The organism is Pseudomonas sp. PDM20 (genome assembly GCF_014852575.3).
Taxonomy (GTDB): domain Bacteria; phylum Pseudomonadota; class Gammaproteobacteria; order Pseudomonadales; family Pseudomonadaceae; genus Pseudomonas.
The window spans coordinates 4369274-4394939 of record NZ_CM181224.1 but is presented as its reverse complement, the minus strand read 5'-3'; the positions used below and the strand labels follow the sequence as shown (position 1 = coordinate 4394939).

The following is a 25666-nucleotide window of genomic DNA, read 5'->3' as shown; positions in this document are numbered from 1 at the left end:
TGAGGCGGGGCGTGCTTATACTGCCGAAGTCGACTGCAGAGGGCCCGGTCATGGCGAACGAACTCTATACCCGTACCAACCAGAAGCTGTTCTTCGCCGGCCTTGCCCTGGAAGCCTGGCGCAGCGCCGAAGCGGCGCGTGCGATGAATGCCCAGGCGCGCATCCAGGCTGAACGCGAAGCGGCGCTGTTCCATCTCTACGGAGCGGTGCTGGGCGTAGCCCATGAGATCGCTGGCTACTACCGCCTGCCCCAGGCCGGCGCGCCGCGCGTCGATATGCTGCTGAATGCCGAGGTACTGGCTGCCGCGCCAAGCCCGGAGCTGGCGGAGATGGTCGAGCTGGCGCAATCGCCGGAAGCCTGGCTGGGTCGCCTGCTGGCCGCCTATGCCGCGTTGTTCCAGCCGCCGAGCGAGCCGAGGAAAGCCAAGGTCGATCCGACCCAGCCTCTGATCCAGGCGGTGAATGTCGACGACGAGGCGCCGGCCGAGTTGGGCAATGACGAGCTGGAAACCTGGCGCAAATCCCTGAAGGACCTGGTGCTGCGCTTCCGCGCATCGCTTACCGAGCTCTGATCCCTGCATCACAACCCGCCGGCCTTCCGGTCGGTCCGCGCAAGCTTTGGCTAGGGTGTGGCGGGCGTGGCTGTTACACTACGCGTTCTGCTGTGGAGAACGTCGCTATGCCAACCTCATTTCTGGAAATTGTCGAGCTGCCTGACGGGCGTATCGTGCTGCGTCGTGCGGACGAGGAGGAGGCGCTGGTGACCCTGGAGTTCTCCGCCGATGCCAAGGGCTTCCTGCAGGGCCAGCACATCGAGATCGCCAAGGCGATGTTCAATGTGGGTGTACAGATGGCCGGCCGTCTCGCCGAAGGCGGTGACATGAGCATGGACGACGAAGGTCCGCGCGTCCTGCATTGAGTTCTTCCGCTTCGCCGCGTTCGCGGCGGAGCTTCCCGATCAGATCAACCCAGACGAATATTCAGGCTCTGCGCCTGGCCGGCAACGGCGGCGCGGGACAGTTGCGCGCGCGCTTTCGCGCTGAGATTGAGCCAGCTCACCACGGTGTGGCTGTTGCCCAGGCGCAGCGCTTCGCAGGCCAGGGCCTGGGCGGCGGCCTGATCGCGGGCCGGAAGCAGCAGGATGCCCTGGCGGTTCAGGCCGGCCTTGCGCAGCCAGTCCGGAGTCAGGCTGGACGGCGGAGCGATCAGGGTCAGCCAGCGCGAATCGCTTTCCTCGCTCAGCTCGCGGAGCATCGGCGCCAGCAACATCAGGCACTGGCCGGGGAGGCCGCGCAGGGCGATCTCGCTGAAGGCGCTTTCGTCGGCGACGGGCTCTTCTTCCATCAGCTCCGGAAGCAGGGGAGCAGTACCGCTTGCCCAGAGTGCTTCCTGGAACAGCGGGAGTTGCGGCAGGTTCTGCGGCTGCGGGTACTGCATGGGTGTCTCCTGTTCAGCGACGGATCACGCCGACGCTCAAGCCTTCGATGACCAGTTCCTGTTCCTTGAGATCGACCTCGATGGGGGCGAACTCCGGGTTCTCGGCGAGCAGCCAGACCTTGCTGCCTTCGCGCTTGAATCGCTTCACCGTGACCTCTTCACCCAGGCGGGCGACGACGATCTGGCCGTTGCGCGCCTCGCGGGTGACATGCACGGCGAGCAGGTCGCCATCCATGATGCCAACGTCCTTCATGCTCTGGCCGCGCACGCGCAGCAGGTAGTCGGCCGGCGGGTTGAAGAAGGTGGGGTTGATCCGGCAGGTGTCATCGACATTCTGCTCGGCGAGGATCGGTGCGCCGGCGGCGACGCGGCCGATGATCGGCAATTCGTCGTCATTGGCGGCGGCCTTGGGTTCGAAGCCGGGGATGCGGATGCCACGGGAGGCGCCCGGGGTCATCTCGATGGCGCCTTTGCGGGCGAGGGCCTTCAGGTGCTCCTCGGCGGCGTTGGGCGACTTGAAGCCGAGCTCCTGGGCGATTTCCGCGCGGGTGGGCGGGTAGCCGTTGGCTTCCAGGCAGCGTTTGATGAAGGCGAGGATCTCGGCTTGGCGCGGCGTGAGCTTCAGCATGTCCATACTCTGGCTTTTTATACAGTGCCTGGAATTATATACAGTGATGGCGGGCTGGCAATGCTTTTATTGGGTGCGGCTGTCGGTGGAACGTTCGTGCATGTAACCTTTGGGCGTTGGCAGGCGTCTTGCTGTAGATCCTCATCGATTCAGGCGTCTCGTCGCATTGCCATGATATTGGTAACAATCCATCGCACTTTGCTTGACAATACAAGACGCTGAAACGTATGTTTCAAACAAGTGTTTGTCAGGCGGAGTAGCCATGGCCCAGTCGGAAACCGTCGAACGCATCCTGGATGCTGCGGAACAGCTGTTCGCGGAGAAAGGCTTCGCCGAAACCTCCCTGCGTCTGATCACCAGCAAGGCGGGGGTGAATCTCGCGGCGGTGAACTATCACTTCGGCTCGAAGAAGGCGCTGATCCAGGCGGTCTTCTCGCGCTTCCTCGGCCCGTTCTGCGCCAGCCTCGAGAAGGAGCTGGATCGCCGTCAGGCCAAGCCCGATGCGCCGCGCGCCACCCTGGAGGAGCTGCTCGAACTGCTCGTGGTCCAGGCCATGGCGGTGAAGCCGCGCAGCGGCAACGACCTGTCGATCTTCATGCGCCTGCTGGGCCTGGCGTTCAGCCAGAGCCAGGGCCACCTGCGCAAGTACCTCGAAGAGGTCTACGGCAAGGTATTCCGCCGCTACATGCTGCTGGTGCATGAGTCCGCGCCGCGCCTGCCGCCGCTGGAACTGTTCTGGCGCGTGCACTTCATGCTGGGTACCGCGGTGTTCAGCATGTCCGGCATCAAGGCGCTGCGCGCCATGGCCGAGAACGATTTTGGCGTGAACACTTCCATCGAGCAGGTGATGCGCCTGATGGTGCCGTTCCTTGCTGCCGGCATGCGTGCCGACAGCGGCGTCAGTGATCCCTCGCTGGCGGGTGCGCAGCTCAAGCCGCGCACCAAGTCGAGTGCCGCCCAGGCGCCCGCCAAGGTCTGATCCGGGCCCGGCTTCACGCTGGGCTGCGTCGGCCCGATCGGCTACAGTAGCCGGCCATGGCTGATCTCGATCTTCTCCATATCTCCCTTGCTGACCAGATGCTCTACGGCTTCGCCGCAGGGCGCCTTGTCGTGCGCGTTCCGGTATCCAGCGCCGCCAACGGCGCGGGGGAGCGCAACGGCTCCGGCTGCACGCCACGCGGCTTGCACCAGGTCCGTGCACGCATCGGCGATGGCTTGCCCAAAGGCGCGGTACTGAAGGGGCGACGCTGGACTGGCGAGACCTGGACGGCCGTGCTTCACGAGGCATTTCCCGGCCGCGACTGGATCCTCTCGCGCATCCTCTGGCTCAGCGGCTGCGAGCCGGGGCGCAATCGGATGGGCGAGGTCGATACCTTCCGCCGCTACATCTATCTGCACGGCACGCCGGACTGCGAGCCCATGGGCACGCCGCTGTCCCACGGCTGTATCCGCCTGCGCAATGATGACCTGCTGGAACTCTTCCCGCAGGTGCCGCTCCATTGCCGGGTCCGAATCGAAGAACCCGCCTGTCCCGAGTGGCAGGTGGCGCAACTGAATTGAAAGGAATGCACATGCAAGGCTCCCTGATGCTCGACATCGGCGGCACCTGGCTTACCGCCGAGGACCGCCAGATCCTGCGCCACCCGGAAGTCGGTGGCCTGATCATCTTTGCCCGCAACATCGAATCGCCGCGCCAGGTGCGTGAGCTGATGGCTGCCATCCGCGCCGTACGCCCCGACCTGCTGCTGGCAGTGGACCAGGAGGGCGGTCGCGTGCAGCGCCTGCGCCAGGGCTTCCTGCGCCTGCCGGCGATGCGCGCCATCGCCGATAACGCCAATGCCGAACGACTGGCCGAGCAGTGCGGCTGGCTGATGGCGACCGAGGTGCTGGCGGTAGGGCTGGACCTGAGCTTCGCCCCGGTACTGGACCTGGATCACCAGCGTAGCGCCGTGGTCGGCAGCCGGGCCTTCGAAGGCGATCCGCAGCTCGCCGTTGCGCTGGCTGGCGCCTTTATCCGTGGCATGCGCGCCGCCGGCATGGCTTCCACCGGCAAGCACTTCCCTGGCCACGGCTGGGCGGAAGTGGATTCCCATGTGGGGATTCCCGAGGACGAGCGCACACTTGAACAGATCCGCGCCGTGGACCTGGTGCCGTTCCAGCGCCTGTCCGGCGAGCTGGATGCGCTGATGCCGGCCCACGTGATCTACCCGCAGGTCGACCCTAACCCCGCCGGCTTCTCCCGCCGCTGGCTGCAGGACATCCTGCGTGGCGAGCTGGGCTTCGACGGGGTGATCTTCAGTGATGACCTGTCCATGGCCGGCGCCCATGTGGTCGGCGATGCTGCCAATCGCATCGAGGCTGCGCTGAGCGCTGGCTGCGACATGGGCCTGGTGTGCAATGACCGCGCCTCCGCCGAACTGGCCCTGAGCGCCCTGCAGCGCCTCAAGGTCAGCGCGCCGCAACGTCTGCAACGCATGCGCGCCAAGGCCTGGCCGGGTGTCGAATACAAGCAGCAACCGCGCTGGCAACAAGCCGTCGGCGAACTGCGCGCCGCACAACTGATTGATTAAGGATTTGCCATGACTGTCTACGCCATCATCGGCGGCACCGGCCTGACCCAGCTGGAAGGGTTGACCCTGAAGGACGCCATCGAGCTGGATACGCCCTACGGCGCGCCTTCGGCGGCCATCCAGCGCGGCGAGTTCGCCGGTCGCGAGGTGCTCTTCCTCGCCCGCCATGGCCACCCGCATCGCTTCCCGCCGCACCAGGTGAACTACCGCGCCAACCTCTGGGCGCTGAAGCAGGCTGGCGCCGAAGCCATCCTTGCGGTGAACGCTGTGGGAGGCATCCACGCCGCCATGGGCAGCGGCCATCTCTGCGTGCCGCATCAGATCGTCGACTACACCTGGGGCCGCGAGCACACCTATTTCGCCGGTGATATCGAGCACGTTACCCACATCGACTTCAGCCTCCCCTATGACGAGCCGCTGCGGCTCAAGCTGATCGCCGCCCTGCAGGCGCTAGGTTATGCCTACAGCAGCCATGGCGTGTATGCCGCTACCCAGGGCCCGCGCCTGGAGACCGTGGCGGAAGTCGCCAAGCTGGAGCGTGACGGTTGCGACATCATCGGCATGACCGGCATGCCCGAGGCTGCGCTGGCCCGCGAACTGGACCTGCCCTACGCCTGCCTGTCGCTGGTGGTGAACCCGGCGGCCGGCAAGTCCAGCGGCATCATCACCATGGCCGAGATCGAGCAGGCGCTGCACGAAGGCATCGGCAAGGTGCGCGAGGTGCTGGGGCGTGTGCTCATAAGCTGACGCTCTCTGCAAGAGCGGGCCATGCCCGCGAATCGCTTGGCTCCGTGCCTTGCAGGTTCGCGAGCAAGCCCGCTTCTTTGAAGAGCAAGAAAAAAGCCCGGCGAATGCCGGGCTTTTTGTTCATTGCGCGGGCTGTGCCGGCGGTGGGGCTTCGAAGCCGCCGTCTGCCGGTGCGGCCGGAGCCTGTTGCTGTTGCGGCGCATCCGGGCCGGTCGGCGCTTCGTCTTCCATGCCGGGCGGCGGGGCGGAGGCGGGCTTGGCGTTGAGCGGGGTCACCTTGATCAGCATGCCCAGGCTCGGGTGGTCGAGGTAGGTCAGCACGCTGTTCTTCAGGCTGGCTTCCTGAACCATGTGCTGGCTGGCGGCGAGCAGGCCGTCCTGGCCGAACTGATTGATCCAGAAGTCGGTCTGGGTGTTCACGAAGCGCTGCTGGCTGAGGGTGACGGTGCCTTCCACCGGGAAGTGGCCGTCACGCTGGGCGCCTTCGCTCAGGGAAATCTTCACCGGGTTGGCATCGATTTCCTGGCGCCAGGCCTTGTGCATCAGCACCTGGAAGCCTTCGTTCTGCTTGAGCTTGGCCACCTGGGCGTCCATTGCGGTGGGGCGCGAGCTGTCCGGGCCCGGCGGTTGCGCGCCCTTGGCCCAGTCGTCGGGTGCGGGGCGGCTGGCGAACACGGCGTCGCCAGATTGCTGGAAGAGGATCAGCTCCACCTGGTAGGGCTCGGCGAAGGCGGCTGGCGACAGAAGAGCCAGCGACAGCAGCAAGGGTTGGAACAGGCGCATGCACAGGGTCCTTAATGAGTCTGTGGCGTGAGGCGCTCGAGCAGCGCTTCCAGCGTGTTGAACCGTTCTTCCGGGCGCTCCATGGGCACCTGGAACTTGAAGAGGGTGGCCCCTTCGAATTTGTACCGATTGGGCTGGCTCTGGATCATCTTGATCAGCACCAGCGGGTCGACGCAGGTATCGGCGGCGAATTCTACCCGTCCGCCCTGTGGGCCGGCATCTACCTTCACGATCCCGAGCTTTTCTGCCTGCAGTTTCAGCAAAGTCAGACGGATCAGGTTCTTCGCCGGGTCAGGCAGCAGGCCGAAGCGGTCGATCATCTCCACCTGCAGCTCGCGCAGGCCGTCCTCGTCGGCGGCGTTGGCGATGCGCTTGTAGAGGATCAGGCGGGCGTGAACGTCCGGCAAGTAATCCTCGGGGATCAGCGCCGGTACGCGCAGGTTGATGTCCGGACCGCCGCCCAGTGGTTGTTCGAGATTCGGCTGCTCGCCCTTGCGGATGGCCTTCACCGCGCGTTCGAGCATTTCCATGTAGAGGGTGAAACCCACCGCCTGGATCTGTCCGCTCTGGCCGTCGCCGAGCAACTCGCCGGCGCCACGGATTTCCAGGTCGTGGGTCGCCAGCACGAAACCTGCGCCCAGGTCCTGGGCGTTGGCGATGGCTTCCAGGCGCTTCTCGGCGTCCGGCGTCATCTGCTTGCGCGGCGGGGTGAGCAGGTAGGCGTAGGCCTGGTGGTGGCTGCGGCCGACGCGCCCGCGCAACTGGTGCAGCTGGGCCAGGCCGAACTTGTCGGCGCGCTCGATGAGGATGGTGTTGGCGCTCGGCACATCGATGCCGGTCTCGATGATGGTCGAGGCCACCAGCACGTTGAAGCGCTTGTGGTAGAAGTCGCTCATCACCCGTTCCAGGTCGCGCTCGTTCATCTGCCCGTGGCCGATACCGATGCGCGCCTCGGGAACCAGCTCCGCCAGGTCGCGGGCGCACTTCTCGATGGTCTTCACTTCGTTGTGCAGGAAGTACACCTGACCCCCGCGCAGCAGTTCGCGCAGCAGGGCTTCCTTGATCACCGACTTCTGCTCCTCCATGACGAAGGTACGCACGGACAGGCGGCGCGCCGGCGGCGTGGCGATGATCGACAGGTCACGCATGCCGGCCACCGCCATGTTGAGCGTGCGCGGGATCGGCGTGGCGGTGAGGGTAAGGATGTCCACCTCGCTGCGCAGGGCCTTGAGCTGCTCCTTCTGGCGTACGCCGAAACGGTGCTCCTCGTCGATGATGACCAGGCCGAGGTTCTTGAACTTCACATCGTCCTGCAGCAGCTTGTGGGTGCCGATTACGATGTCGACCTTGCCTTCGGCCAGCTGCGCCACGGCGCCTTCGACTTCCTTGGCGGACTTGAAGCGGCTCATGACCTCCACGCTCACCGGCCAGTCGGCGAAGCGGTCGCGGAAGCTGTTGTAGTGCTGCTGGGCGAGGAGGGTGGTCGGCACCAGCACGGCGACCTGCTTGCCGCTGTGCACCGCGACGAAGGCGGCGCGCATGGCCACCTCGGTCTTGCCGAAGCCCACGTCGCCGCAGACCAGGCGGTCCATCGGCTTGTCGGCGAGCATGTCGGCCACCACGGCTTCGATGGCGGTCTGCTGGTCCGGGGTTTCCTCGAAGGGGAAGCCGGCGGAGAAGGTGGCGTAGTCGACCTGCGGGTCCTTGAACGCATAGCCCTTGCGCGCGGCGCGGCGGGCGTAGATGTCCAGCAGTTCGGCGGCGACGTCACGGACTTGCTCGGCGGCCTTGCGCTTGGCCTTCTGCCAGGTTTCCGAGCCCAGCTTGTGCAGCGGCGCCAGGGCGTCGTCGCTGCCGGTGTAGCGGGCTATCAGGTGCAGGTTGGCCACCGGCACGTAGAGCTTGGCTTCGTCGGCGTACTGCAGGGCGAGGAATTCGGCGTTCTGGCCGTCGATCTCCAGGGTGATGAGGCCCATGTAGCGGCCGACACCGTGGTCGATGTGTACCACCGGCGCGCCTTCGCGCAGCTCGGTGAGGTTCTTGATGACGTTCTCGCCGCCGTCGCGGGTTTTCTCGCGGCGCCGGCGCTGCATGACGCGCTGGCCGAACAGCGGGCTTTCGGCCACCAGGGCAATGCCCGGCTGGCCCTTGTCGGGGTCCAGCAGCAGGCCTTCGTCCATCGGTGCGATGGTGATCGCCAGGCGGTCCTTGTGCGCCAGGAAGCCCGGCCAGCCCTCGACTTCGAGCGGGCGCAGCTTCAGTCGCGCCAGCAGTTCCAGCAGCACCTCGCGGCGGCCGGCGGACTCGGCGGTAAAGAGGATGCGGCCGTCGAACTGCTCGATGAACTGGCGCAGGCGCGCCAGTGGCTCGCTGGCCTTGGCCTCGATGGCCAGTTCCGGCAGCGCTTGCGCGGGGAAGCGCTCGCGGCCGACGCCGCTCTCGATCGGCTCGGGGCTGACCACCACGCGCGGCCAGTTCTTCAGGCGGGCGAAGCAGTCTTCCACCGGCAGGAAGACTTCGGCCGGCGGCAGCAGCGGGCGTTCCGGGTCGTAGCGGCGGTCTTCGTAGCGGTTGCGCACGTCGGTCCAGAACTGTTCCGCGGCGCTCTCGATGCCCGGCAGGGAGAACACCTGGGTGTCCTGCGGCAGGTAGTCGAACAGCGTCGAAGTCTCGCCATCTTCGAAGAACAGCGGGATGTAGTACTCGATGCCGGCGGGTGTCAGGCCGCTGGCGAGGTCCTGATAGATCGGGCAGCGGCGGTAGTCGACGTCGAAACGCTCGCGGAAGCGGCCACGGAAGCCGGTCACCGCTTCCTTGCGCAGCGGGAACTCGCGCGCCGGCAGCAGGCGGATGCTCTCCACCTTGTCGATGGAGCGCTGGGTTTCCGGGTCGAAGGTGCGCAGCGTCTCGATTTCGTCATCGAACAGGTCGATGCGGTAGGGCAGTTCGCTGCCCATCGGGAACAGGTCGATCAGCGCGCCGCGCACGGCGAACTCGCCGTGTTCGTAGACAGTGTCCACGCAGCGGTAGCCGGCAGCCTCGAAGCGGCTGCGCATCTGCTCGACGTCGAGTTTCTGGCCGACATCCAGCACCAGGCTGCTGCCGAGCAGGAACTTGGCCGGCGCCAGGCGGTGCAGGGCGGTGGTGATCGGCACCACGAGCACGCCGCGGCGCAGTTCGGGCAACTGATAGAGCGTGGCGACGCGCTGGGAAATGATGTCCTGGTGCGGCGAGAACACGTCGTAGGGCAGGGTTTCCCAGTCCGGCAGCTGCAGCACTGGCAAATCCGGCGCGAAGAAGCGCAGCTCCTGCTCCAGGCGCTCGGCGCTCTGGCTGTCGGCGGTCAGCAACAGGGTGAAACGTTTCGCCGGCCCGGCCGCTTCAGCGATGGCCAGGCTCAGGGCGGCCCCGGGGAGGTTGCCCCAGGATTGTTTGCCGGCTGCGGTCGGCAATGTAGGGATACGCAATACGGACACGGGCAGTCTTGGCTCCGGTCGAGGAATTTGACCGGTCGGATTGTAACTATCCCGATTGACGGATGTCAGTCATACGACCGCTGCGGATTGCCGGCGATTGTTCGCGCCGTCATAATGTAGCCCCTTTTTTCTTCTCCTACATGTGGAAGGTATTGCCCGTGACCCAGAAGCCCGACCAGTGTCTCGGTGAGTGGATCGATCGTGAAGCCCTCGCGGAAGCCATGATTCCGCTGATCGGTCAGCTGTACCGTAACAACAACGTGGTGACCTCGATCTACGGCCGTGGCCTGATCAACCGTTCGGTGATCGCGATCCTCAAAGCGCACCGTTTCGCCCGTCACCGCCTGGCCGAAGAAGGCGGGCTGTCGGTTCACGACACTTTCCCGATCCTCAAGGCGATGAGCGAGCTCAAGCTGGGCGCAGCTTCGGTAGACCTGGGCAAGATGGTTGCCAAGTTCAAGACCGAAGGTAACGGCCGCAGCATCGAGCAGTTCACCAAGGACGAGCTGGCCGACGTGGTCGGCAAGCAGAACGGCGGCGCCCGCGAAGGCACCGACGTGGTCCTGTACGGCTTCGGTCGTATCGGCCGCCTGCTGGCCCGAATCCTCATCGAGAAGACCGGTGGTGGCGACGGCCTGCGCCTGCGCGCCATCGTCGTCCGCAAGGGCGCCGAGAACGATCTGGTCAAGCGCGCCAGCCTGCTGCGTCGTGACTCCGTGCATGGTCCGTTCGACGGCACCATCACCATCGATGAAGAAAACAACACCATCACCGCCAACGGCAACCTGATCCAGGTGATCTACTCCAACGACCCGGCGTCGATCGACTACACCCAGTACGGCATCAAGAAAGCCCTGCTGGTCGACAACACCGGCAAGTGGCGCGATGCCGAAGGCCTGGGCCAGCACCTGAAGTGCCCGGGTATCGACCGCGTGATCCTGACCGCTCCGGGCAAGGGTGCGCTGAAGAACGTCGTTCACGGCATCAACCATGGCGACATCACCGCTGACGACAAGATCGTTTCCGCCGCTTCCTGCACCACCAACGCCATCGTGCCGGTGCTCAAGGCTGTGAACGACCAGTACGGCATCGTCAACGGCCACGTCGAAACCGTTCACTCGTTCACCAACGACCAGAACCTGATCGACAACTTCCACAAGGGCAGCCGTCGTGGCCGCGCCGCGCCGCTGAACATGGTGATCACCGAGACTGGCGCCGCTACCGCTGCCGCCAAGGCTCTGCCGGTCCTGAAGGGCAAGCTGACCGGCAACGCCATCCGCGTTCCGACGCCGAACGTCTCCATGGCCATCCTCAACCTGAACCTGGAAAAGGCCACCAACCGCGAAGAGATCAACGAGTACCTGCGCCAGATGGCCATGCACTCGGACCTGCAGAAGCAGATCGACTTCGTGTCGTCTCAGGAAGTGGTTTCCACCGACTTCGTCGGTTCCCGCCATGCGGGCGTCGTCGATGCCGAGGCGACCATCGCCAACGACAACCGCGTCGTCCTGTACGTGTGGTACGACAACGAGTTCGGCTACAGCTGCCAGGTCGTCCGCGTGATGGAAGACATGGCTGGCGTGAACCCGCCGGCTTTCCCGCGCTGATTCAGGCGGTCTAGATAAACGGGAGCTCTCGGGCTCCCGTTTTTCGTTAGTGGCACCCCCATAACCATCAATAAAATCTGCCAATTCCCGAACCTGGAAAGACTTCAAATGGATGGACAACATCTGCATGAAGGCGAGCTGAAGCGCGGTCTGAAGAACCGCCACATCCAGCTGATCGCCCTCGGCGGCGCCATCGGTACCGGCCTGTTCCTGGGCTCTGCCGGCGTGCTGCAATCCGCCGGCCCGTCGATGATCCTCGGCTACGCCATCGGCGGCTTCATCGCCTTCCTGATCATGCGCCAACTCGGCGAGATGATCGTCGAGGAGCCCGTTGCCGGCTCCTTCAGCCACTTCGCGCACAAGTACTGGGGCGGTTTCGCCGGCTTCATGTCCGGCTGGAACTACTGGGTGCTGTATATCCTGGTGGGCATGTCGGAGCTGACCGCGGTCGGCAAGTACATCCAGTTCTGGTGGCCGGACTTCCCGACCTGGGCGACGGCTGCGGTGTTCTTCGTCCTGATCAACGCCATCAACCTGTTCAACGTGAAGGCCTTCGGCGAGACCGAGTTCTGGTTCGCGATCATCAAGGTCGTCGCCATCATCGGCATGATCCTGCTCGGCGTCTGGCTGCTGGCCAGCGGCAACGGTGGTCCGCAGGCCTCGGTGAGCAACCTGTGGGCCCACGGCGGCTTCTTCCCCAATGGCTGGAAGGGCCTGGTGATGGTCCTGGCGATTATCATGTTCTCCTTCGGTGGACTGGAGCTGGTCGGTATCACCGCCGCCGAAGCCTCCGAGCCGAAGAAGGTCATCCCCAAGGCGATCAACCAGGTCATCTACCGGATCCTGATCTTCTACATCGGCGCCCTGGCCGTGCTGCTCTCGCTGTACCCCTGGGATGCCCTGCTGCAGAGCATCAACAGCGCCGGCGATCCCTACAGCGGCAGCCCGTTCGTCAAGGTCTTCTCGCTGCTGGGCAGCGAGTACGCGGCGCACATCCTGAACTTCGTGGTGCTTACCGCCGCGTTGTCGGTCTACAACAGCTGCGTGTACTGCAACAGCCGCATGCTCTTCGGCCTGGCCGAGCAGGGCGATGCCCCGCGTGCCTTCGCCAAGGTCGATGATCGCGGCGTACCGCTGCTGGCCATCGGCGTCTCGGCGTTCATCACCCTGGCCTGTGTCGTGGTCAACTACGTGATCCCGCACCAGGCGCTGGAGTTGCTGATGTCGCTGGTGGTCGCCGCGCTGGTGATCAACTGGGCGATGATCAGCCTGGCCCACATGAAGTTCCGCAAGGCCATGGTGGCCAAGGGTGTGCAGCCGTTCTTCCGAGCGCTGTGGTACCCCTACGGCAACTGGCTGTGCCTGGCCTTCGTGGTGTTCATCCTCGGCATCATGCTGCAGATCCCGGGCATCGACGTGTCGGTGTACGCGATCCCGGTGTGGATCGTGCTGATGGGTGTGTGCTACCTGTTCAAGCGCAAGTCCCCGGCCAAGGCCAACGCCTGAACCGGTTGAGAAACGGGAGCTTCGGCTCCCGTTTTCTTTTGGTAATGCACCTTTGCCAGAGCGGAAACAGTGGCTCGGGGTGCTTGCGGTAGAATGCCCGGCGCTGGGCGGGTGATGGACGGCAGGAGGTGCCGAGTGTTGCGTGGAGGCTGGCTGTTGATGGGGCTGGTGCTGGCTGTTCTGGTTGCTGCCCTGGCGGGATGCGGGGAGTCGGTCGAACGCTTTGGTGGCCCGACCATGGGCAGCAGCTACACGGTGCAATACGTGACCACGGGCAAGGCGCCTGACACTGCAAAGCTCAAGGCTGAAGTCGACGCGATCCTGGCGAGCCTGGACGAGCAGTTCTCCACCTACCGCGACGACTCGATGATTTCGCGCTTCAACGCTCGCCCAGCCGGTAGCTGCATGGCTATGCCGGCGGACATGCTGGCGCTCTGGCGCTACGGCGAACAGCTTTCCCAGCAGAGTGGCGGCGCCTTCGACCTCACCGTCGAGCCGCTGATGAACCTCTGGGGCTTCGGCCCGCAGTCGCGCGGTGAGAAGGTTCCGGATGCCGTTGCCCTGCAGCGTGAGCGCGCCCGGGTCGGCCACCAGCATCTGCGACTGAACGGCGATCAGCTGTGCAAGGACGTCGATGCGCAGCTGGATTTCGACAGTATCGTCGCCGGCTACGCGGTGGATCAGGTCAGCGCGCGCCTGGCCGAGCTGGGCCTGACCGATTACCTGGTGGAGATCACCGGCGAGCTCAAGGCCGTGGGCCACAAGTCCGATGGTGCGCCGTGGCGCATCGCCCTTGAAGTGCCCAGCGGCGAGCGCGAGCGGCAGGTGGAGCGCTCGGTGGCGCTGGATGGCATCGGCCTGTCCACCTCCGGCGACTACCGCAACTATTTCGAGGAGGGTGGGCAGCGTTACTCGCACACCTTCGACCCGCGCACCGGTACGCCGGTCCGCCACGCGCTGGCGGCGGTCACCGTGGCGGAAGCCCAGGCCCTGCGCGCCGACGGCCTGTCGACCCTGCTGATGGTGCTGGGACCGGAGGAGGGCTATACCTTTGCCGAGCGCAATGGGCTGGCAGCCTTCTTCATCGTGCGCCAGGGCGAGGGCTTCGTGACCCGCGCGACGACGCGCTTCGAAGCGCTGTTTCCGTCGTCTGAATGAAAGCTTCGGCGGGCATGATGGCGGCCCGCAGGCTGGCAACGGCATGTAGTGGCGGCAAAATTCGCCTACCTGCCGACCAACCGCTAATGTGCAGCCTTTTGCCGCAGGGCTAAGCTGCGCCAATGATTTCGATCCGCCTCGGCGCATGTGGTGCCGAGGTTTTGCCGGGAGCGCCAAGCGAGCGCCCCGGCCTGTTCTGAAGGAGTACGCATGGCTGTCTACAACTACGACGTGGTGATTCTCGGCACGGGCCCGGCAGGCGAGGGGGCGGCGATGAACGCCTCCAAGTACGGGCGCAAGCTGGCGGTGGTGGACAGCCGTCGCGTGGTCGGCGGCAACTGCACGCACCTGGGCACCATCCCGTCCAAGGCGCTGCGTCACTCGGTGAAGCAGATCATCGAGTTCAACACCAACCCGATGTTCCGCCAGATCGGCGAGCCGCGCTGGTTCTCCTTCCCGGACGTGCTGAAGAGCGCCGAGCGGGTGATCTCCAAGCAGGTCTCCTCGCGCACCGGCTACTACGCCCGCAACCGCATCGACATGTTCAACGGCACCGCCAGTTTCGTCGATGAACGCACCGTCGAAGTCGTCACCCCCAGCGGCGCCGTGGAGCGCCTGGTGGCCGACCAGTTCGTCATCGCCACCGGCTCGCGCCCGTATCGTCCGTCGGACATCAACTTCAACCACCCGCGCGTCTACGACAGCGACACCATCCTGTCCCTGAGCCACACCCCGCGTCGCCTGATCATCTACGGAGCCGGGGTGATCGGCTGCGAGTACGCTTCGATCTTCAGCGGCCTGGGTGTGCTGGTGGACCTGATCGACACCCGCGACCAGTTGCTGAGCTTCCTCGACGACGAAATCTCCGATGCGCTGAGCTACCACCTGCGCAACAACAACGTGCTGATCCGTCACAACGAGGAATACGAGCGCGTGGAAGGCTTGGACAACGGGGTGATCCTGCACCTGAAGTCGGGCAAGAAGATCAAGGCCGACGCCCTGCTGTGGTGCAATGGCCGTACCGGCAACACCGACCGCCTGGGCCTCGAGAACATCGGCATCAAGGTCAACAGCCGCGGCCAGATCGAGACCGACGAGAACTACCGCACCTCGGTATCGAACATCTATGCCGCCGGTGACGTGATCGGCTGGCCGAGCCTGGCCAGCGCCGCCTACGACCAGGGGCGTTCGGCTGCCGGCAACATCGTCGAGCACGATGGCTGGCGCTTCGTGAACGACGTGCCGACCGGCATCTACACCATTCCGGAGATCAGCTCGATCGGCAAGAACGAGCAGGAACTGACCGTGGCGAAGATTCCCTATGAGGTGGGCAAGGCCTTCTTCAAGGGCATGGCCCGCGCGCAGATTTCCAACGAGCCGGTGGGCATGCTGAAGATCCTGTTCCACCGCGACACCCTGGAAATCCTCGGTGTGCACTGCTTCGGCGACCAGGCTTCGGAGATCGTCCACATCGGCCAGGCGATCATGAACCAGCCGGGCGAACTGAACACCCTGAAGTACTTCGTCAACACCACGTTCAACTATCCGACCATGGCCGAAGCCTACCGCGTAGCGGCGTTCGACGGCCTGAACCGGATTTTTTGAAGTACCCCGACCGGCGGCCTGAGCCGGTCGGGGGGAACCTGCTCAGCGATTCCCGATCGTGGCAGTGGCCAAACCGGGAAAGTCTGTGATCAGGCTATCCACGCCAAAATCAGCGAGCCGGCGCATCAGCGCCGGCTCGTTGACCGTCCACACCGACACATGCAGCCCCTGCTTCTGCGCTTTCAGCAAGCGCTCCGGGGTGCACAGCATCCAGTTCAGCGCCAGCAGATCACAGCCGTAGTGCGCGGCGACCTTAAGCGGATCGAGCCAGGCGTACTCGGCCACCAGCCCGCGTGACAGCTCCGGCGCCAGTTCCTCCAGCGCGCGCAGCACCGTGCGCGAACTCGAGGTCACGGTGATCCGGTCGCGCAGGCCGAAACGGCCTACCAGCTGGTGGATCGCCTGCACCGTACGGCCAGCACGATCCTTCGATGCGCTTTTCACCTCCAGCTGCCAGTGCTCGAACTCGCAGCGCTCGAACAGCTCCGCCAGGCGCGGGATGGGGCAGGGGCGCACCCAGCCCGGACCGCCGTCGCGGGCGTCCATGCTCACCAGATCCTCCGCCAGTTGCTCGGAGACCTTGCCGCGTCGGCCGGTGGTGCGTTTGAGCGTCGGGTCGTGGATCACCATCAGCTCGCCGTCGCGGGACAGGTGCAGGTCCAGTTCGCAGCGCTTCACGCCATGTTCCAGGCAGCGCTGGAAGCTGTTCAGGGTGTTTTCCGGTGCTTCGCCTTTGGCGCCGCGATGGCCATAGATCAGAGTCACTGGGGCTCCTTGGGAGTCGGTGAAAGGTCCTTGAGATAGGGCGAACGGTGCTGGCGGACGGCATCGACCACCACCCCGCTCTCGAAATAGACACTGAATTCGCGGTAGTCCCAGCGCGAGATGGGCGGCTTGCCCACCGCCGGGTGCTCTTCGTCCGGCAGGCCGAAGCGTTCCAGCACGGCCTTCTGGCTTTCACCGCGGGCCGGCAGCACGATGTGCGGATCGCCCTGGCTGCCCACGGGTATCTCGATGGTATCCGCCAGCAGTGGCAGCGGGGTGACAAGGCTCAACAGGAGCAGCAGATGGCGCATGGATATCCCTGGGTTCATTCTTCGCGGGCCTTGGCCTGCCGGCGTTCCAACGCCTGGCGCTGGAGGATGTGGCGGGCCAGCAACTGGCGCTGGGCGTCGCCGAGCATCTCGAATTCGGTGCCGATCTCGTAGTCGCCCTCGGGCTGCTGCTGGCAATGGGTGACCTTGGCGCGCAGCAGCAGGCCCAGGCCGTGGGGGAGCAGGACGATCTTCAGCGCCAGGTCCTGGTCGACCGGCAGTGGCTGGGTATCGCGGAAATTGATGCCGCCTTCGGACAGCGAGACCTTGCGCGCCGGGCCGATCTCGCTGAGCAGGCTCTGGGTCAGGGCCTGGGCGATCAGGTCGATGCGCTTGTTCATCACCTTCAGGTAGCTGGCCAGCGGGCGGTCGCGCTCGTTGATATGGCGCAGCAGGTGCTGCGACTCGAAGTCGGTCAGGTGCAGGTCGCTGAGCAGGTTGAACAGCGCGGAATCATCCTGAAGCACTTCTTGCGACTGGATTTCGTCCTCGCGCAGCGGGCGAAATTCCAATGCGAGCGTGTCTTCAATACGATAGTATTCGCGGCGGTCATCCGCGTCTGGAGTGGACATGGCGAACCCACGGCAGCAGTGATGGTCTGAGTGTAAAGCCGCCTGCCTGGCCTCGCCACACGGAAGTCGCACGCCAGATGGAACTGACGCCCGACGCACTCTTCACCTTCTCATTCGGCCCCACATGTTCAGACCCCTTTCCGTCTACATCGGAACGCGCTACACACGCGCCAAACGCCGCAGCCACTTCGTTTCCTTCATCTCGCTCACTTCCATGATCGGCCTTGCGCTGGGCGTGGTGGTGATGATCGTGGTGCTCTCGGTGATGAACGGCTTCGACCACGAGATGCGCACCCGCGTGCTGGGCATGGTGCCCCACGCCACGGTGGAGTCCTACCAGCCGATCTCCGACTGGCAGGGCATCGCCGGGCAGATCAAGACCCAGCACCCCAACGTGCTGGAAGTCGCGCCCTTCATCCAGATGCAGGGCCTGCTCAGCGCAGGCGGCACGGTGCAGAAGGTGCTGATCAATGCCGTGGACCCGAACGAGGAGAGCAAGGTCTCGATCATCGACCAGTTCTTCCAGCAGGGTTCGCTCAGCAGCCTCAAGCCTGGCGAGTTCGGCATCATCATCGGCGACAAGGCGGCGAAGAACCTCGGCGTGAAGCTGGGCGACAAGGTCACCTTCATCGCCCCGGAGGTCTCGGTCACCCCGGCCGGCATGTTCCCGCGCATGAAGCGCTTCACCGTGGTCGGTACCTTCCATGTCGGCGCCGGCGAGCTGGACGGCTACGTCGCCATGGTCCACATCGACGACGCCGCGCGCATGCGCCGCCTCAAGCAAGGCCAGGTCGAAGGCCTGCGCCTGAAGCTCGACGACCTGTTCCAGGCGCCGCGCACCGCCTGGGAAATCGCCCGCACCCTGAAGGGCAACGACTACTTCGCCCGCGACTGGACTCGCAGCCACGGCAACCTGTACCAGGCGATCCGCATGGAGAAATCCATGATCGGCCTGTTGCTGCTGCTGATCGTCGCGGTCGCCGCGTTCAACATCATTTCCACCCTGGTCATGGTCGTCACCGACAAGAAGGCCGACATCGCCATCCTGCGCACCCTGGGCGCCACGCCGGGGCAGATCATGGCGACCTTCATGGTCCAGGGCACGGTGATCGGCGTGATCGGCACCTTCATCGGCGGCGTGCTGGGCATCCTTGCAGCGCTCAACGTCAGCTCCGCCATCGCCCTGCTGGAGCGCCTGCTGGGCCACAAGTTCCTCAACGCGGACGTCTACTTCATCGATTACCTGCCTTCGCAACTGATGAGCGAGGACGTGATCCTGGTGTGCAGCGCCGCGCTGATCCTGAGTTTCTTCGCCACCCTGTATCCGGCCTGGCGTGCGGCACGCACCCAGCCCGCGGAGGCCCTGCGTTATGAGTAAGCCGACCCCCAACGACCAGGCCGTCCTGAGCTGCCGCGACCTCGGCAAGCGCTACGAGGAAGGTCCGCAGTCGGTCGAAGTGCTCTCCGGCGTGCAACTGGAGCTGCTGCCCGGCGAGCGCGTGGCCATCGTCGGCAGCTCCGGCTCGGGCAAGAGCACCCTGCTGAACATGCTCGGCGGCCTCGACACGCCCAGCACCGGCAGCGTCTGGCTGGCCGGCGAACAGCTGTCGGCGCTGAACGAGAAACAACGCGGCCTGCTGCGCAACCGTGCGCTGGGCTTCGTCTACCAGTTCCACCACCTGCTGCCCGAGTTCACCGCCCTGGAGAACGTCTGCATGCCGCTGCTGATCGGCAAGACGCCGATCCCGGAAGCGCGCCAGCGTGCCACTGCGCTGCTGGAGCGGGTGGGCCTGGGCCATCGCCTGAGCCACAAGCCGTCCGAGCTGTCCGGCGGTGAGCGCCAGCGCGTGGCCATCGCCCGTGCCCTGGTCAACACGCCGAAGCTGGTACTCCTCGATGAGCCCACCGGCAACCTCGACCAGCACACCGCCCACGGTATCCAGGAGCTGATGCTGGAACTGTCGCAGTCCCTGCGCACTGCCTTCCTGGTGGTGACCCACGACACTCACCTCGCCCAGCAGATGGATCGTGTGCTGCGCCTGGAGGAGGGCCGGCTGGTCGCCGCCTGAGGGATAACGGAATGTTCAGACCCCTGTCCGTCTTCATCGGCACCCGCTACACCCGTGCCAAGCGACGCAACCACTACATCTCGTTCATCTCCCTGACCTCGATGATCGGCCTCGCCCTGGGCGTGCTGGCCATGATCGTGGTGCTTTCGGTGATGAACGGCTTCCAGAAGGAAATGCGCTCGCGCATCCTCGGCATGGTCCCGCATGCCGTGCTGCAGCAGGCCAGCGGCCCGCTGGACAACTGGCAGCACGTCGCCGAAGTGGCCAAGCAGAACCCGAAGATCGTCGGCGCGGTGCCCTACACCGAAGTCGACGGCATGCTCTCCTACAAGGGCATGATGCAACCCATCGAGGTCGATGGCGTAGATCCGGCGCTGGAAACCCAGGTGTCGATCATCGGCCAGCACATGGTCCGCGGCAGCCTCGAAGACCTCAAGGCCACCGAGTTCGGCGTGGTCATCGGCGAGATCACCGCGCGGCGCTTCCACGTCAACGTCGGTGACAGCCTGCTGCTGATCGTCCCCGAGCCGAGCACCGCGCCTGGCGGCATCACCCCGCGCATGCAGCGCCTGAACGTGGTCGGCATCTTCAAGGTCGGCGCCGAGCTGGACAGCACCCTGGCGCTGATCCATGTGGACGACGCCGCCAGTCTGATGCGCTGGCAGCCCGGCCAGGTGCAGAGCGTGCGCATTGCCCTGAAGGACCTGTTCCAGGCACCGGAAGTCGGCGCGGCCATCGCCAAGCAGCTGGGCGATGGCTATCGCTCGGTGGACTGGACTCACACCCAGGGCAGCCTGTTCAGCGCGATGAAGATGGAAAAGACCATGATCGGCCTGCTGCTGTTGCTGATCGTCGCGGTCGCCGCCTTCAACATCATCGCCACCCTGATCATGGTGGTGGCCGACAAGCGCGCGGACATCGCTATCCTGCGAACCCTGGGCGCTACACCGAAGCAGATCATGGCGATCTTCATGGTGCAGGGCACGGTGATCGGCCTGATCGGCACCGTCATCGGCTGCGTGCTGGGCGTGCTGGCGGCGTACAACGTCACCGCCATCGTCTCGACCCTGGAGCGCGTCGCCGGCACCCACGTGTTCAACTCGGACATCTATTTCATCAACTACCTGCCGTCCGACCCGCAGATCAGCGACATCGTGCTGATCTGCGTCGCGGCGCTGTCGATGAGCTTCCTCGCCACGCTCTACCCGGCCTGGCGCGCGGCCTCGACCCAGCCGGCGGAGTCGCTGCGGTACGAGTGATCACCGGCCCATGAAAAAGCCGCCCTTCGGGGCGGCTTTTTTGTACCTGTAGGAGCAAGCTCGTTTCTACGAAAAAACGTAATTGCCGAGGCGGCGATTGCGTCTACAGGCCGTTCTGCAGGTTGCGCAGCGCCCGACGCCGCCGCCAGCTGCGGCCAATCCACCAGCGCCAGTAGCTCTCGGTGAGCAGGTAGCCGAGGATGCCCACCAGGATGCCGCAGATCACTGAACCCAGCAGGAACGGCTGCCAGAGCATCGCCAGCTCGCCGCTGATCCATTCCCAGGTCAGGTGGTCGGGCAGGGCGCGCGCGGGAATGCCCATGATCCAGGCGCCCATCTTGTAGGTGCAGTAGAACACCGGCGGCATGGTGATCGGGTTGGTCAGCCAGACCAGCCCCACCGAGATCGGCAGGTTGGCCCTCACCCATACCGCCAGCGAGGCGGCCAGCAGCATCTGCAGTGGGATCGGGATGAACGCGGCGAACAGCCCCATGCCCATGGCTCGGGACACGGAGCGGCGATTCAGGTGCCAGAGGTTGGGCGACTGGATCAGCGGTCCGAGAAAGCGCAGGCCCTTGTGGTTCCTGATGCTCTCCGGATCGGGCATGTAGCGCTTGAAGATTCGGCGCGGCATGGAGGAAATCTCTGGCAGACGGACGACGGCTCATTATGCCTAGCTAGGTGACAGTCATTCGTTGCCAACTATGTCCGTGTGTAACCGCCGCAGACCAATCGGATCGGCGGTTGCGCCGGGGTCAGGGAGTCGCTCCGTTGCCTCGTACAGGGATGTTCGCGCTGGCCCTGGGGTTGCTGGCGCTGCGCTGGATGCCGGCGCTGCCATCCGGCTGGGTTCTGCTGCTTCTCGCGCTGGTCGCGCTGCCGTTGTTGTTCACTCGCGGCTATTTAGTCGGCCTGTTCCTGCTCGGTTTCGCCTGGGCCTGCCAGTCGGCGCAGTGGGCGCTGGATGATCGTCTGGCGCCGGAGCTGGATGGCCGTACGCTGTGGCTGGAGGGCAGGGTAGAGGGCCTGCCGGATCGCTCCGGGCCATCGGTGCGCTTCCAGCTCGCCGAGGTCTCCAGCCCTCGCGCGAAGGTCCCGGCCACACTGCGCCTGTCCTGGTTCGGCGGTCCCCCGGTGGAGGGCGGCGAGCGCTGGCGGCTGGCGGTGAAGCTCAAGCGTCCCCACGGCATGACCAATGGCGCGGGGTTCGATTATGAAGCCTGGCTCACCGCCCAGCGCATCGGCGCTACCGGCAGCGTGAAGGACGGGCAGTGCCTGGAGGCTTCCAGCGGCCCGCGCGCTTGGCGCGAAGCCTGGCGGCAACGACTGCTGGCGGTGGATGCCCATGGGCGCTCCGGGGCGCTCGCCGCGCTGGTGCTGGGCGATGCGTCCGGGCTGACCACGGCGGACTGGCAAGTCCTGCAGGACACCGGAACCCTGCACCTGATGGTGATCTCCGGCTCGCACATCTCGCTGCTGGCCGGCCTGCTCTATGCACTGGTCGCCGGGCTGGCGCGCTTCGGTTGCTGGCCGGCGCGAGTCCCGTGGCTGCCCTCTGCCTGCCTGCTGGCCGCAAGCGGTGCCTGGGCTTACAGCCTGATGGCGGGATTCGAGGTGCCATTGCAGCGCGCCTGCGTGATGGTCTCCATTGTCCTGTTGTGGCGCCTGCGCTACCGCCATCGTGGGCTATGGACGCCCTTGCTCGGTGCCTTGCTCGCGGTGCTGCTGGTCGAGCCGCTGGTGGTGCTGTTGCCGGGCTTCTGGCTGTCCTATGCAGCGGTGGCGTTGCTGATCTTCGGCTTCTCGGGGCGTCTGGGGAGATGGACCACCTGGCGTACCTGGCTGCGTGCGCAATGGCTGATGGCGGTCGGTCTGCTGCCGGCGTCCATCGCCCTGGGATTGCCGCTGAGTGTTTCCGGCGTGGTTGCCAACCTGATCGCCGTGCCCTGGGTCGAATTGGTCGTCGTGCCGTTGGCGTTGCTGGGGAGCCTGGCGCTTGGCGTTCCCTGGCTGGGCGAGACGCTGCTTTGGGTGTCGGGCGGCCTGCTGGAACTGCTGTTCCGGCTGTTGGGCTGGATGGCCGAGCTGGCGCCCGCCTGGCAGCCGGTAGCTGCGCCGATCTGGGCGCTGGTGCTGGCGATGCTGGGCGCACTCCTGCTGCTTGCGCCCGCTGGTGTCCCATTGCGTGCGCTGGGGTTGGCGATGTTCCTGCCGGTGTTCTGGCCGACAGTCCCGTTGCCCGCACCGGGCATGGCCGAGATCCGCGTGCTGGATGTGGGGCAGGGGCTGTCGGTGCTGATCCGTACGCGTAGCCAGGTCTGGCTCTATGACACCGGGGCGCGCAATGGCGATTTCGATATCGGCGAGCGCGTCGTGGTGCCGACGCTGCGCAGCCTGGGTATCGGGCGCCTGGACGTGCTGATGCTCAGTCACGCGGACAACGATCACGCCGGCGGCGCCATGGCGGTGAAGCGTTCGCTGCGGCCGGACCAGGTCATCAGTGGCGAGCCCGAGCGCTTGCCGGAGCAGTTGCAGGGCCGGCCTTGTGGCATCGAGGGTTGGATAATCGATGGCGTTCGCCTCTCCAGCTGGGCCTGGGCAGGCGCCAGCGAGAGCAACGACCGCTCCTGCGCGCTGGAAGTCGAGGCCAACGGCGAGCGCATCCTGCTCACCGGCGACCTGCCGCAACCGGCCGAGCTCGCCTGGCTGGCGGCGCATCCGGGTGAGCGCGTCGACTGGCTGCTGGCCGGCCACCACGGCAGCCGCAGCTCTTCCGGGCTTGCCTTCCTGCGAGCGATCCGGCCCTCCACCGCGATCATCTCCCGTGGCGCCAACAACCCCTATGGCCATCCGCACCCGTCGGTCGTCGAGCGCTTCCGCACGCTGGGCATCCGGATTCAGGATACGGCGGAGCAGGGCGCGCTGACCCTGACGCTCGGTGCCCATGGCGAGGTCCGGGGAGTGCGGGAAGGCGCACATTTCTGGCAGGAAAATTGAGCCTCGGGCGGTCGGTTCGCCACGGCCCCTGTGCTAGAGTGGCGCCACTTTTTTTCAGGGGATTCACCACTGTGTGGGAACTGGTCAAAGCTGGCGGCTGGATGATGCTGCCGATCTTGCTGAGCTCCGTCGCTGCCATGGCGATCGTCGCCGAACGTCTCTGGACCCTGCGCTTGAGTCGTGTGGCCCCGCCGCAGCTGCTCGGCCAGGTGTGGAAGCAGATCAAGGACAAGAAGATGAACAGCCAGGCCCTGAAGGACCTGCGCGCGTCTTCCCCGCTGGGTGAAATCCTTGCCGCTGGCCTGGCCAACTCCAAGCACGGTCGCGAGATCATGAAGGAGTGCATCGAGGAGGCCGCGTCCCGCGTCATCCACGAGCTGGAGCGCTACCTCAACGCCCTGGGCACCATCGCCGCCATGGCGCCGCTGCTCGGCCTGCTGGGTACCGTGTTCGGCATGATCCAGATCTTCAGCGCCTTCATGGGCGACGGCATGGCCAATGCGCCGATGCTCGCCGGGGGTATCTCCAAGGCCCTGATCACCACCGCGGCCGGCCTGATCGTGGCGATCCCGGCAGTGTTCTTCCACCGTTACCTGCTGCGCCGCGTCGATGAACTGGTCATCGCAATGGAGCAGGAAGCCATCAAGCTGGTGGAAGTGACCCAGGGCGATCGCGAAGTCGATTTCGTCGAGGAAGGCAAAGCGTGAAATTCCGCCGCAGAGCGGGCGGAGCGGCTCGCGAGGACGTCTTCATCAACCTGGCGTCGCTGATCGACGTGATCTTCGTGCTGCTGCTGTTCTTCGTGGTCGCCACCTCGTTCACCAAGCCGTCGCAGCTCAAGGTCGAACTGCCCGAAGCGGTCAGCGGTACGCCGCCCGAAGCCACCGAGATCAAGCAGCTGGAAATCTCCATCAGCCTCGAAGGTCACTACGCGCTCAACGGCCAGAGCCTGGCGCGCGATGACCTGGAAAACCTGATGAACGCCATGCAGCGTGAGTCCGCCGGTGACAACAGCCTGCCAGTGGTGATCACCGCCGACGGCAAGGTGGACTACCAGTCCGTGGTCACCGCGATGGATGCCGCCGGCAAGCTGGGCTTCACCCACCTGCGCATCACCACCATCGAGTCCCGGGCGGACAAGAAGACCCCCTGATGGCGCTCTCCGACCGCCTGCTCGACGCCTGGTACAAGGGCCACCCGGCCCTTGCCCTGCTCAGGCCGCTCGAGCTGCTCTACCGGCGCGTCGCCCAGGGCCGCCGGCAGGATTTCCTTTCCGGCGCCAAGCCGGCCTACCGCGCTCCCGTACCGATCATCGTGGTCGGCAATGTCACGGTGGGCGGCACCGGCAAGACGCCGATGATCCTCTGGCTGATCGAGCACTGCCGCGCCCGCGGGCTGAAGGTCGGTGTGGTCAGTCGTGGCTATGGCGCCAAGCCGCCACGGACGCCCTGGCGCGTGCGCGCCGAGCAGTCGGCGGCAGAGGCGGGCGACGAGCCGCTGATGATCGTGCGTCGCAGTGGCGTGCCGCTGATGATCGACCCGGACCGCTCCAGCGCCGTGCGTGCGCTGCTGGCCGAAGAGCCGCTGGACCTGATCCTCTGCGACGACGGGCTGCAGCATTACCGCCTGGCCCGCGACCTGGAGCTGGTGCTGATCGACGCCGCCCGTGGCCTGGGCAACGGCCGCTGCCTGCCTGCCGGGCCGCTGCGCGAACCGGCCGAGCGACTGGCCGAAGTCGATGCCGTGCTGCACAACGGCGCACCGTCCGACCCGCCTGGCGCCTTCTCCTTCGTCCTGCGACCTTCTGCCCTGGTCAACCTGGCCAGTGGTGAGCGGCGTGGCATCGAGCATTTTCCCGACGGGCAATCGCTGCATGCACTGGCCGGAATCGGCAACCCGCAGCGTTTCTTCGCAACGCTCGAGGCGCTAAACTGGCGGCCGATTCCGCATCCCTTCCCCGACCATGCGGCTTATACCGCCGAGCAGCTGCGCTTTACGCCGGAACTGCCGCTGGTCATGACCGAGAAGGACGCGGTGAAATGCCGGTCCTTCGCCGCGCCCGACTGGTGGTACCTCGCCGTCGAAGCGCAGCCCTCGCCGGCCTTCGTCGCCTGGTTCGACGTTCAGCTCGAGCGCCTGCTCGCCCGCTGATCCGCCG

Annotated in this window: 24 protein-coding genes and 1 pseudogene; 17 read left to right on the top strand and 8 right to left on the bottom strand. The window is 65.5% G+C overall.

The genetic code is table 11. The features are described 5' to 3' along the window. Positions 1–50 precede the first annotated feature (50 nt). The gene (locus IB261_RS20020; RefSeq protein ID WP_151187746.1) at positions 51–572 is read left to right on the top strand and encodes a DUF6586 family protein; all 522 of its coding nucleotides are present in this window, start codon (positions 51–53) and stop codon (positions 570–572) included. Positions 573–679: 107 nt separating this feature from the next. Then, positions 680–919: a hypothetical protein gene (locus tag IB261_RS20015; protein ID WP_045211682.1), complete on the top strand. Its 240-nt coding sequence runs from the start codon at positions 680–682 to the stop codon at positions 917–919. A gap of 44 nt (positions 920–963) precedes the next feature. Here IB261_RS20015 and sulA read toward each other — a convergent pair whose 3' ends face one another. Both sulA and lexA read right to left on the bottom strand, forming a co-directional pair. Continuing rightward, complete coding sequence (gene sulA / locus IB261_RS20010; RefSeq protein ID WP_081519447.1) at positions 964–1437, bottom strand: SOS-induced cell division inhibitor SulA; 474 nt, start codon at positions 1435–1437, stop codon at positions 964–966. Positions 1438–1450: 13 nt separating this feature from the next. Then, complete coding sequence (gene lexA, locus IB261_RS20005) at positions 1451–2065, bottom strand: transcriptional repressor LexA (RefSeq protein WP_026079098.1); 615 nt, start codon at positions 2063–2065, stop codon at positions 1451–1453. Positions 2066–2327: 262 nt separating this feature from the next. On the opposite strand from lexA, the gene IB261_RS20000 reads away from it, so the two are divergent. From IB261_RS20000 to IB261_RS19985, 4 genes are read left to right on the top strand one after another with little or no spacing between them, the layout of a single operon-like run. Then, on the top strand, positions 2328–3044 hold the full coding sequence (locus tag IB261_RS20000) for a TetR/AcrR family transcriptional regulator (RefSeq protein WP_017519280.1): 717 nt from the start codon (positions 2328–2330) through the stop codon (positions 3042–3044). 56 nt (positions 3045–3100) lie between these two features. Then, a complete protein-coding gene (locus IB261_RS19995) occupies positions 3101–3625 on the top strand; it encodes a L,D-transpeptidase (RefSeq protein ID WP_081519448.1) in 525 nt (174 codons plus the stop codon). Between the two features lie 11 nt (positions 3626–3636). Then, on the top strand, positions 3637–4635 hold the full coding sequence (nagZ, locus tag IB261_RS19990) for a beta-N-acetylhexosaminidase (protein ID WP_081519449.1): 999 nt from the start codon (positions 3637–3639) through the stop codon (positions 4633–4635). Positions 4636–4644: 9 nt separating this feature from the next. Beyond that, on the top strand, positions 4645–5382 hold the full coding sequence (locus IB261_RS19985) for an S-methyl-5'-thioinosine phosphorylase (protein WP_192381303.1): 738 nt from the start codon (positions 4645–4647) through the stop codon (positions 5380–5382). A gap of 120 nt (positions 5383–5502) precedes the next feature. On the opposite strand, the gene IB261_RS19980 is transcribed toward IB261_RS19985, so the two are convergent. Both IB261_RS19980 and mfd read right to left on the bottom strand, forming a co-directional pair. Continuing rightward, positions 5503–6165 (bottom strand): CsiV family protein, encoded by a 663-nt coding sequence (locus tag IB261_RS19980; protein ID WP_081519451.1) that lies wholly within the window; start codon positions 6163–6165, stop codon positions 5503–5505. Positions 6166–6176: 11 nt separating this feature from the next. Next, positions 6177–9641: a transcription-repair coupling factor gene (gene mfd / locus IB261_RS19975; RefSeq protein ID WP_151187743.1), complete on the bottom strand. Its 3465-nt coding sequence runs from the start codon at positions 9639–9641 to the stop codon at positions 6177–6179. Between the two features lie 140 nt (positions 9642–9781). Between mfd and IB261_RS19970 the strand changes: the two genes are divergently transcribed. The 4 genes and pseudogenes from IB261_RS19970 to sthA all read left to right on the top strand — a co-directional run bounded on the left by IB261_RS19970 (position 9782) and on the right by sthA (position 15517). Then, a complete protein-coding gene (locus IB261_RS19970; protein WP_081519453.1) occupies positions 9782–11248 on the top strand; it encodes a glyceraldehyde-3-phosphate dehydrogenase in 1467 nt (488 codons plus the stop codon). Positions 11249–11356: 108 nt separating this feature from the next. Then, positions 11357–12724, top strand: a pseudogene (locus IB261_RS19965) (amino acid permease); the annotation flags it as partial. A 189-nt stretch (positions 12725–12913) separates the two neighbouring features. Further along, complete coding sequence (locus IB261_RS19960; RefSeq protein WP_192381451.1) at positions 12914–13912, top strand: FAD:protein FMN transferase; 999 nt, start codon at positions 12914–12916, stop codon at positions 13910–13912. Between the two features lie 210 nt (positions 13913–14122). Further along, entirely contained in the window at positions 14123–15517 is a 1395-nt protein-coding gene (sthA, locus tag IB261_RS19955; RefSeq protein ID WP_045211662.1) for a Si-specific NAD(P)(+) transhydrogenase, read from the top strand. A 42-nt stretch (positions 15518–15559) separates the two neighbouring features. Here sthA and IB261_RS19950 read toward each other — a convergent pair whose 3' ends face one another. Genes IB261_RS19950 through IB261_RS19940 form a run of 3 tightly spaced genes read right to left on the bottom strand, consistent with a single transcriptional unit; the run spans position 15560 to position 17183 of the window. Then, complete coding sequence (locus IB261_RS19950; RefSeq protein ID WP_192381304.1) at positions 15560–16282, bottom strand: glycerophosphodiester phosphodiesterase; 723 nt, start codon at positions 16280–16282, stop codon at positions 15560–15562. Continuing rightward, positions 16279–16593 (bottom strand): phosphodiesterase, encoded by a 315-nt coding sequence (locus IB261_RS19945; RefSeq protein WP_151187742.1) that lies wholly within the window; start codon positions 16591–16593, stop codon positions 16279–16281. The genes IB261_RS19950 and IB261_RS19945 overlap by 4 nt, the downstream gene beginning before the upstream one ends. Before the next feature lie 14 nt (positions 16594–16607). Next, positions 16608–17183 (bottom strand): PilZ domain-containing protein, encoded by a 576-nt coding sequence (locus IB261_RS19940; RefSeq protein WP_192381305.1) that lies wholly within the window; start codon positions 17181–17183, stop codon positions 16608–16610. 124 nt (positions 17184–17307) lie between these two features. Here IB261_RS19940 and IB261_RS19935 point away from each other — a divergent pair, with 124 nt between their 5' ends. The 3 genes from IB261_RS19935 to IB261_RS19925 are packed head-to-tail and all read left to right on the top strand — an operon-like array spanning position 17308 to position 20511. Then, on the top strand, positions 17308–18561 hold the full coding sequence (locus IB261_RS19935) for a lipoprotein-releasing ABC transporter permease subunit (protein ID WP_151187741.1): 1254 nt from the start codon (positions 17308–17310) through the stop codon (positions 18559–18561). Further along, positions 18554–19252, top strand: coding sequence for a lipoprotein-releasing ABC transporter ATP-binding protein LolD (gene lolD / locus IB261_RS19930; protein WP_017519266.1), 699 nt, complete (start codon positions 18554–18556; stop codon positions 19250–19252). Before IB261_RS19935 ends, lolD begins: the two co-directional genes overlap by 8 nt. An 11-nt stretch (positions 19253–19263) precedes the next feature. After that, the gene (locus IB261_RS19925; RefSeq protein ID WP_192381306.1) at positions 19264–20511 is read left to right on the top strand and encodes a lipoprotein-releasing ABC transporter permease subunit; all 1248 of its coding nucleotides are present in this window, start codon (positions 19264–19266) and stop codon (positions 20509–20511) included. Between the two features lie 103 nt (positions 20512–20614). Here IB261_RS19925 and IB261_RS19920 read toward each other — a convergent pair whose 3' ends face one another. After that, a complete protein-coding gene (locus IB261_RS19920) occupies positions 20615–21145 on the bottom strand; it encodes a DUF2062 domain-containing protein (protein WP_192224280.1) in 531 nt (176 codons plus the stop codon). Positions 21146–21297: 152 nt separating this feature from the next. Between IB261_RS19920 and IB261_RS19915 the strand changes: the two genes are divergently transcribed. From IB261_RS19915 to lpxK, 4 genes are all read left to right on the top strand, one after another. Then, positions 21298–23508 (top strand): DNA internalization-related competence protein ComEC/Rec2, encoded by a 2211-nt coding sequence (locus tag IB261_RS19915; protein ID WP_192381452.1) that lies wholly within the window; start codon positions 21298–21300, stop codon positions 23506–23508. A gap of 71 nt (positions 23509–23579) precedes the next feature. Beyond that, positions 23580–24215, top strand: coding sequence for a flagellar polar localization protein PocA (gene pocA / locus IB261_RS19910; protein WP_017519262.1), 636 nt, complete (start codon positions 23580–23582; stop codon positions 24213–24215). Then, complete coding sequence (gene pocB, locus IB261_RS19905) at positions 24212–24661, top strand: flagellar polar localization protein PocB (RefSeq protein ID WP_045211644.1); 450 nt, start codon at positions 24212–24214, stop codon at positions 24659–24661. The genes pocA and pocB overlap by 4 nt, the downstream gene beginning before the upstream one ends. Next, positions 24661–25659, top strand: coding sequence for a tetraacyldisaccharide 4'-kinase (gene lpxK, locus IB261_RS19900; RefSeq protein ID WP_192381307.1), 999 nt, complete (start codon positions 24661–24663; stop codon positions 25657–25659). The genes pocB and lpxK overlap by 1 nt, the downstream gene beginning before the upstream one ends. Positions 25660–25666 lie beyond the last annotated feature (7 nt).

Excerpts from the sequence above, each read along its gene's own strand:
- IB261_RS20020 (WP_151187746.1), top strand. The coding sequence starts at position 51 with ATGGCGAACGAACTCTATACCCGTACCAACCAGAAGCTGTTCTTCGCC.
- IB261_RS20015 (WP_045211682.1), top strand. The coding sequence starts at position 680 with ATGCCAACCTCATTTCTGGAAATTGTCGAGCTGCCTGACGGGCGTATC.
- sulA (WP_081519447.1), bottom strand. The coding sequence starts at position 1,437 with ATGCAGTACCCGCAGCCGCAGAACCTGCCGCAACTCCCGCTGTTCCAG.
- lexA (WP_026079098.1), bottom strand. The coding sequence starts at position 2,065 with ATGCTGAAGCTCACGCCGCGCCAAGCCGAGATCCTCGCCTTCATCAAA.
- IB261_RS20000 (WP_017519280.1), top strand. The coding sequence starts at position 2,328 with ATGGCCCAGTCGGAAACCGTCGAACGCATCCTGGATGCTGCGGAACAG.
- IB261_RS19995 (WP_081519448.1), top strand. The coding sequence starts at position 3,101 with ATGGCTGATCTCGATCTTCTCCATATCTCCCTTGCTGACCAGATGCTC.
- nagZ (WP_081519449.1), top strand. The coding sequence starts at position 3,637 with ATGCAAGGCTCCCTGATGCTCGACATCGGCGGCACCTGGCTTACCGCC.
- IB261_RS19985 (WP_192381303.1), top strand. The coding sequence starts at position 4,645 with ATGACTGTCTACGCCATCATCGGCGGCACCGGCCTGACCCAGCTGGAA.
- IB261_RS19980 (WP_081519451.1), bottom strand. The coding sequence starts at position 6,165 with ATGCGCCTGTTCCAACCCTTGCTGCTGTCGCTGGCTCTTCTGTCGCCA.
- IB261_RS19970 (WP_081519453.1), top strand. The coding sequence starts at position 9,782 with ATGTGGAAGGTATTGCCCGTGACCCAGAAGCCCGACCAGTGTCTCGGT.
- IB261_RS19960 (WP_192381451.1), top strand. The coding sequence starts at position 12,914 with ATGGGGCTGGTGCTGGCTGTTCTGGTTGCTGCCCTGGCGGGATGCGGG.
- sthA (WP_045211662.1), top strand. The coding sequence starts at position 14,123 with ATGGCTGTCTACAACTACGACGTGGTGATTCTCGGCACGGGCCCGGCA.
- IB261_RS19945 (WP_151187742.1), bottom strand. The coding sequence starts at position 16,593 with ATGCGCCATCTGCTGCTCCTGTTGAGCCTTGTCACCCCGCTGCCACTG.
- IB261_RS19940 (WP_192381305.1), bottom strand. The coding sequence starts at position 17,183 with ATGTCCACTCCAGACGCGGATGACCGCCGCGAATACTATCGTATTGAA.
- IB261_RS19935 (WP_151187741.1), top strand. The coding sequence starts at position 17,308 with ATGTTCAGACCCCTTTCCGTCTACATCGGAACGCGCTACACACGCGCC.
- lolD (WP_017519266.1), top strand. The coding sequence starts at position 18,554 with ATGAGTAAGCCGACCCCCAACGACCAGGCCGTCCTGAGCTGCCGCGAC.
- IB261_RS19925 (WP_192381306.1), top strand. The coding sequence starts at position 19,264 with ATGTTCAGACCCCTGTCCGTCTTCATCGGCACCCGCTACACCCGTGCC.
- IB261_RS19920 (WP_192224280.1), bottom strand. The coding sequence starts at position 21,145 with ATGCCGCGCCGAATCTTCAAGCGCTACATGCCCGATCCGGAGAGCATC.
- IB261_RS19915 (WP_192381452.1), top strand. The coding sequence starts at position 21,298 with ATGTTCGCGCTGGCCCTGGGGTTGCTGGCGCTGCGCTGGATGCCGGCG.
- lpxK (WP_192381307.1), top strand. The coding sequence starts at position 24,661 with ATGGCGCTCTCCGACCGCCTGCTCGACGCCTGGTACAAGGGCCACCCG.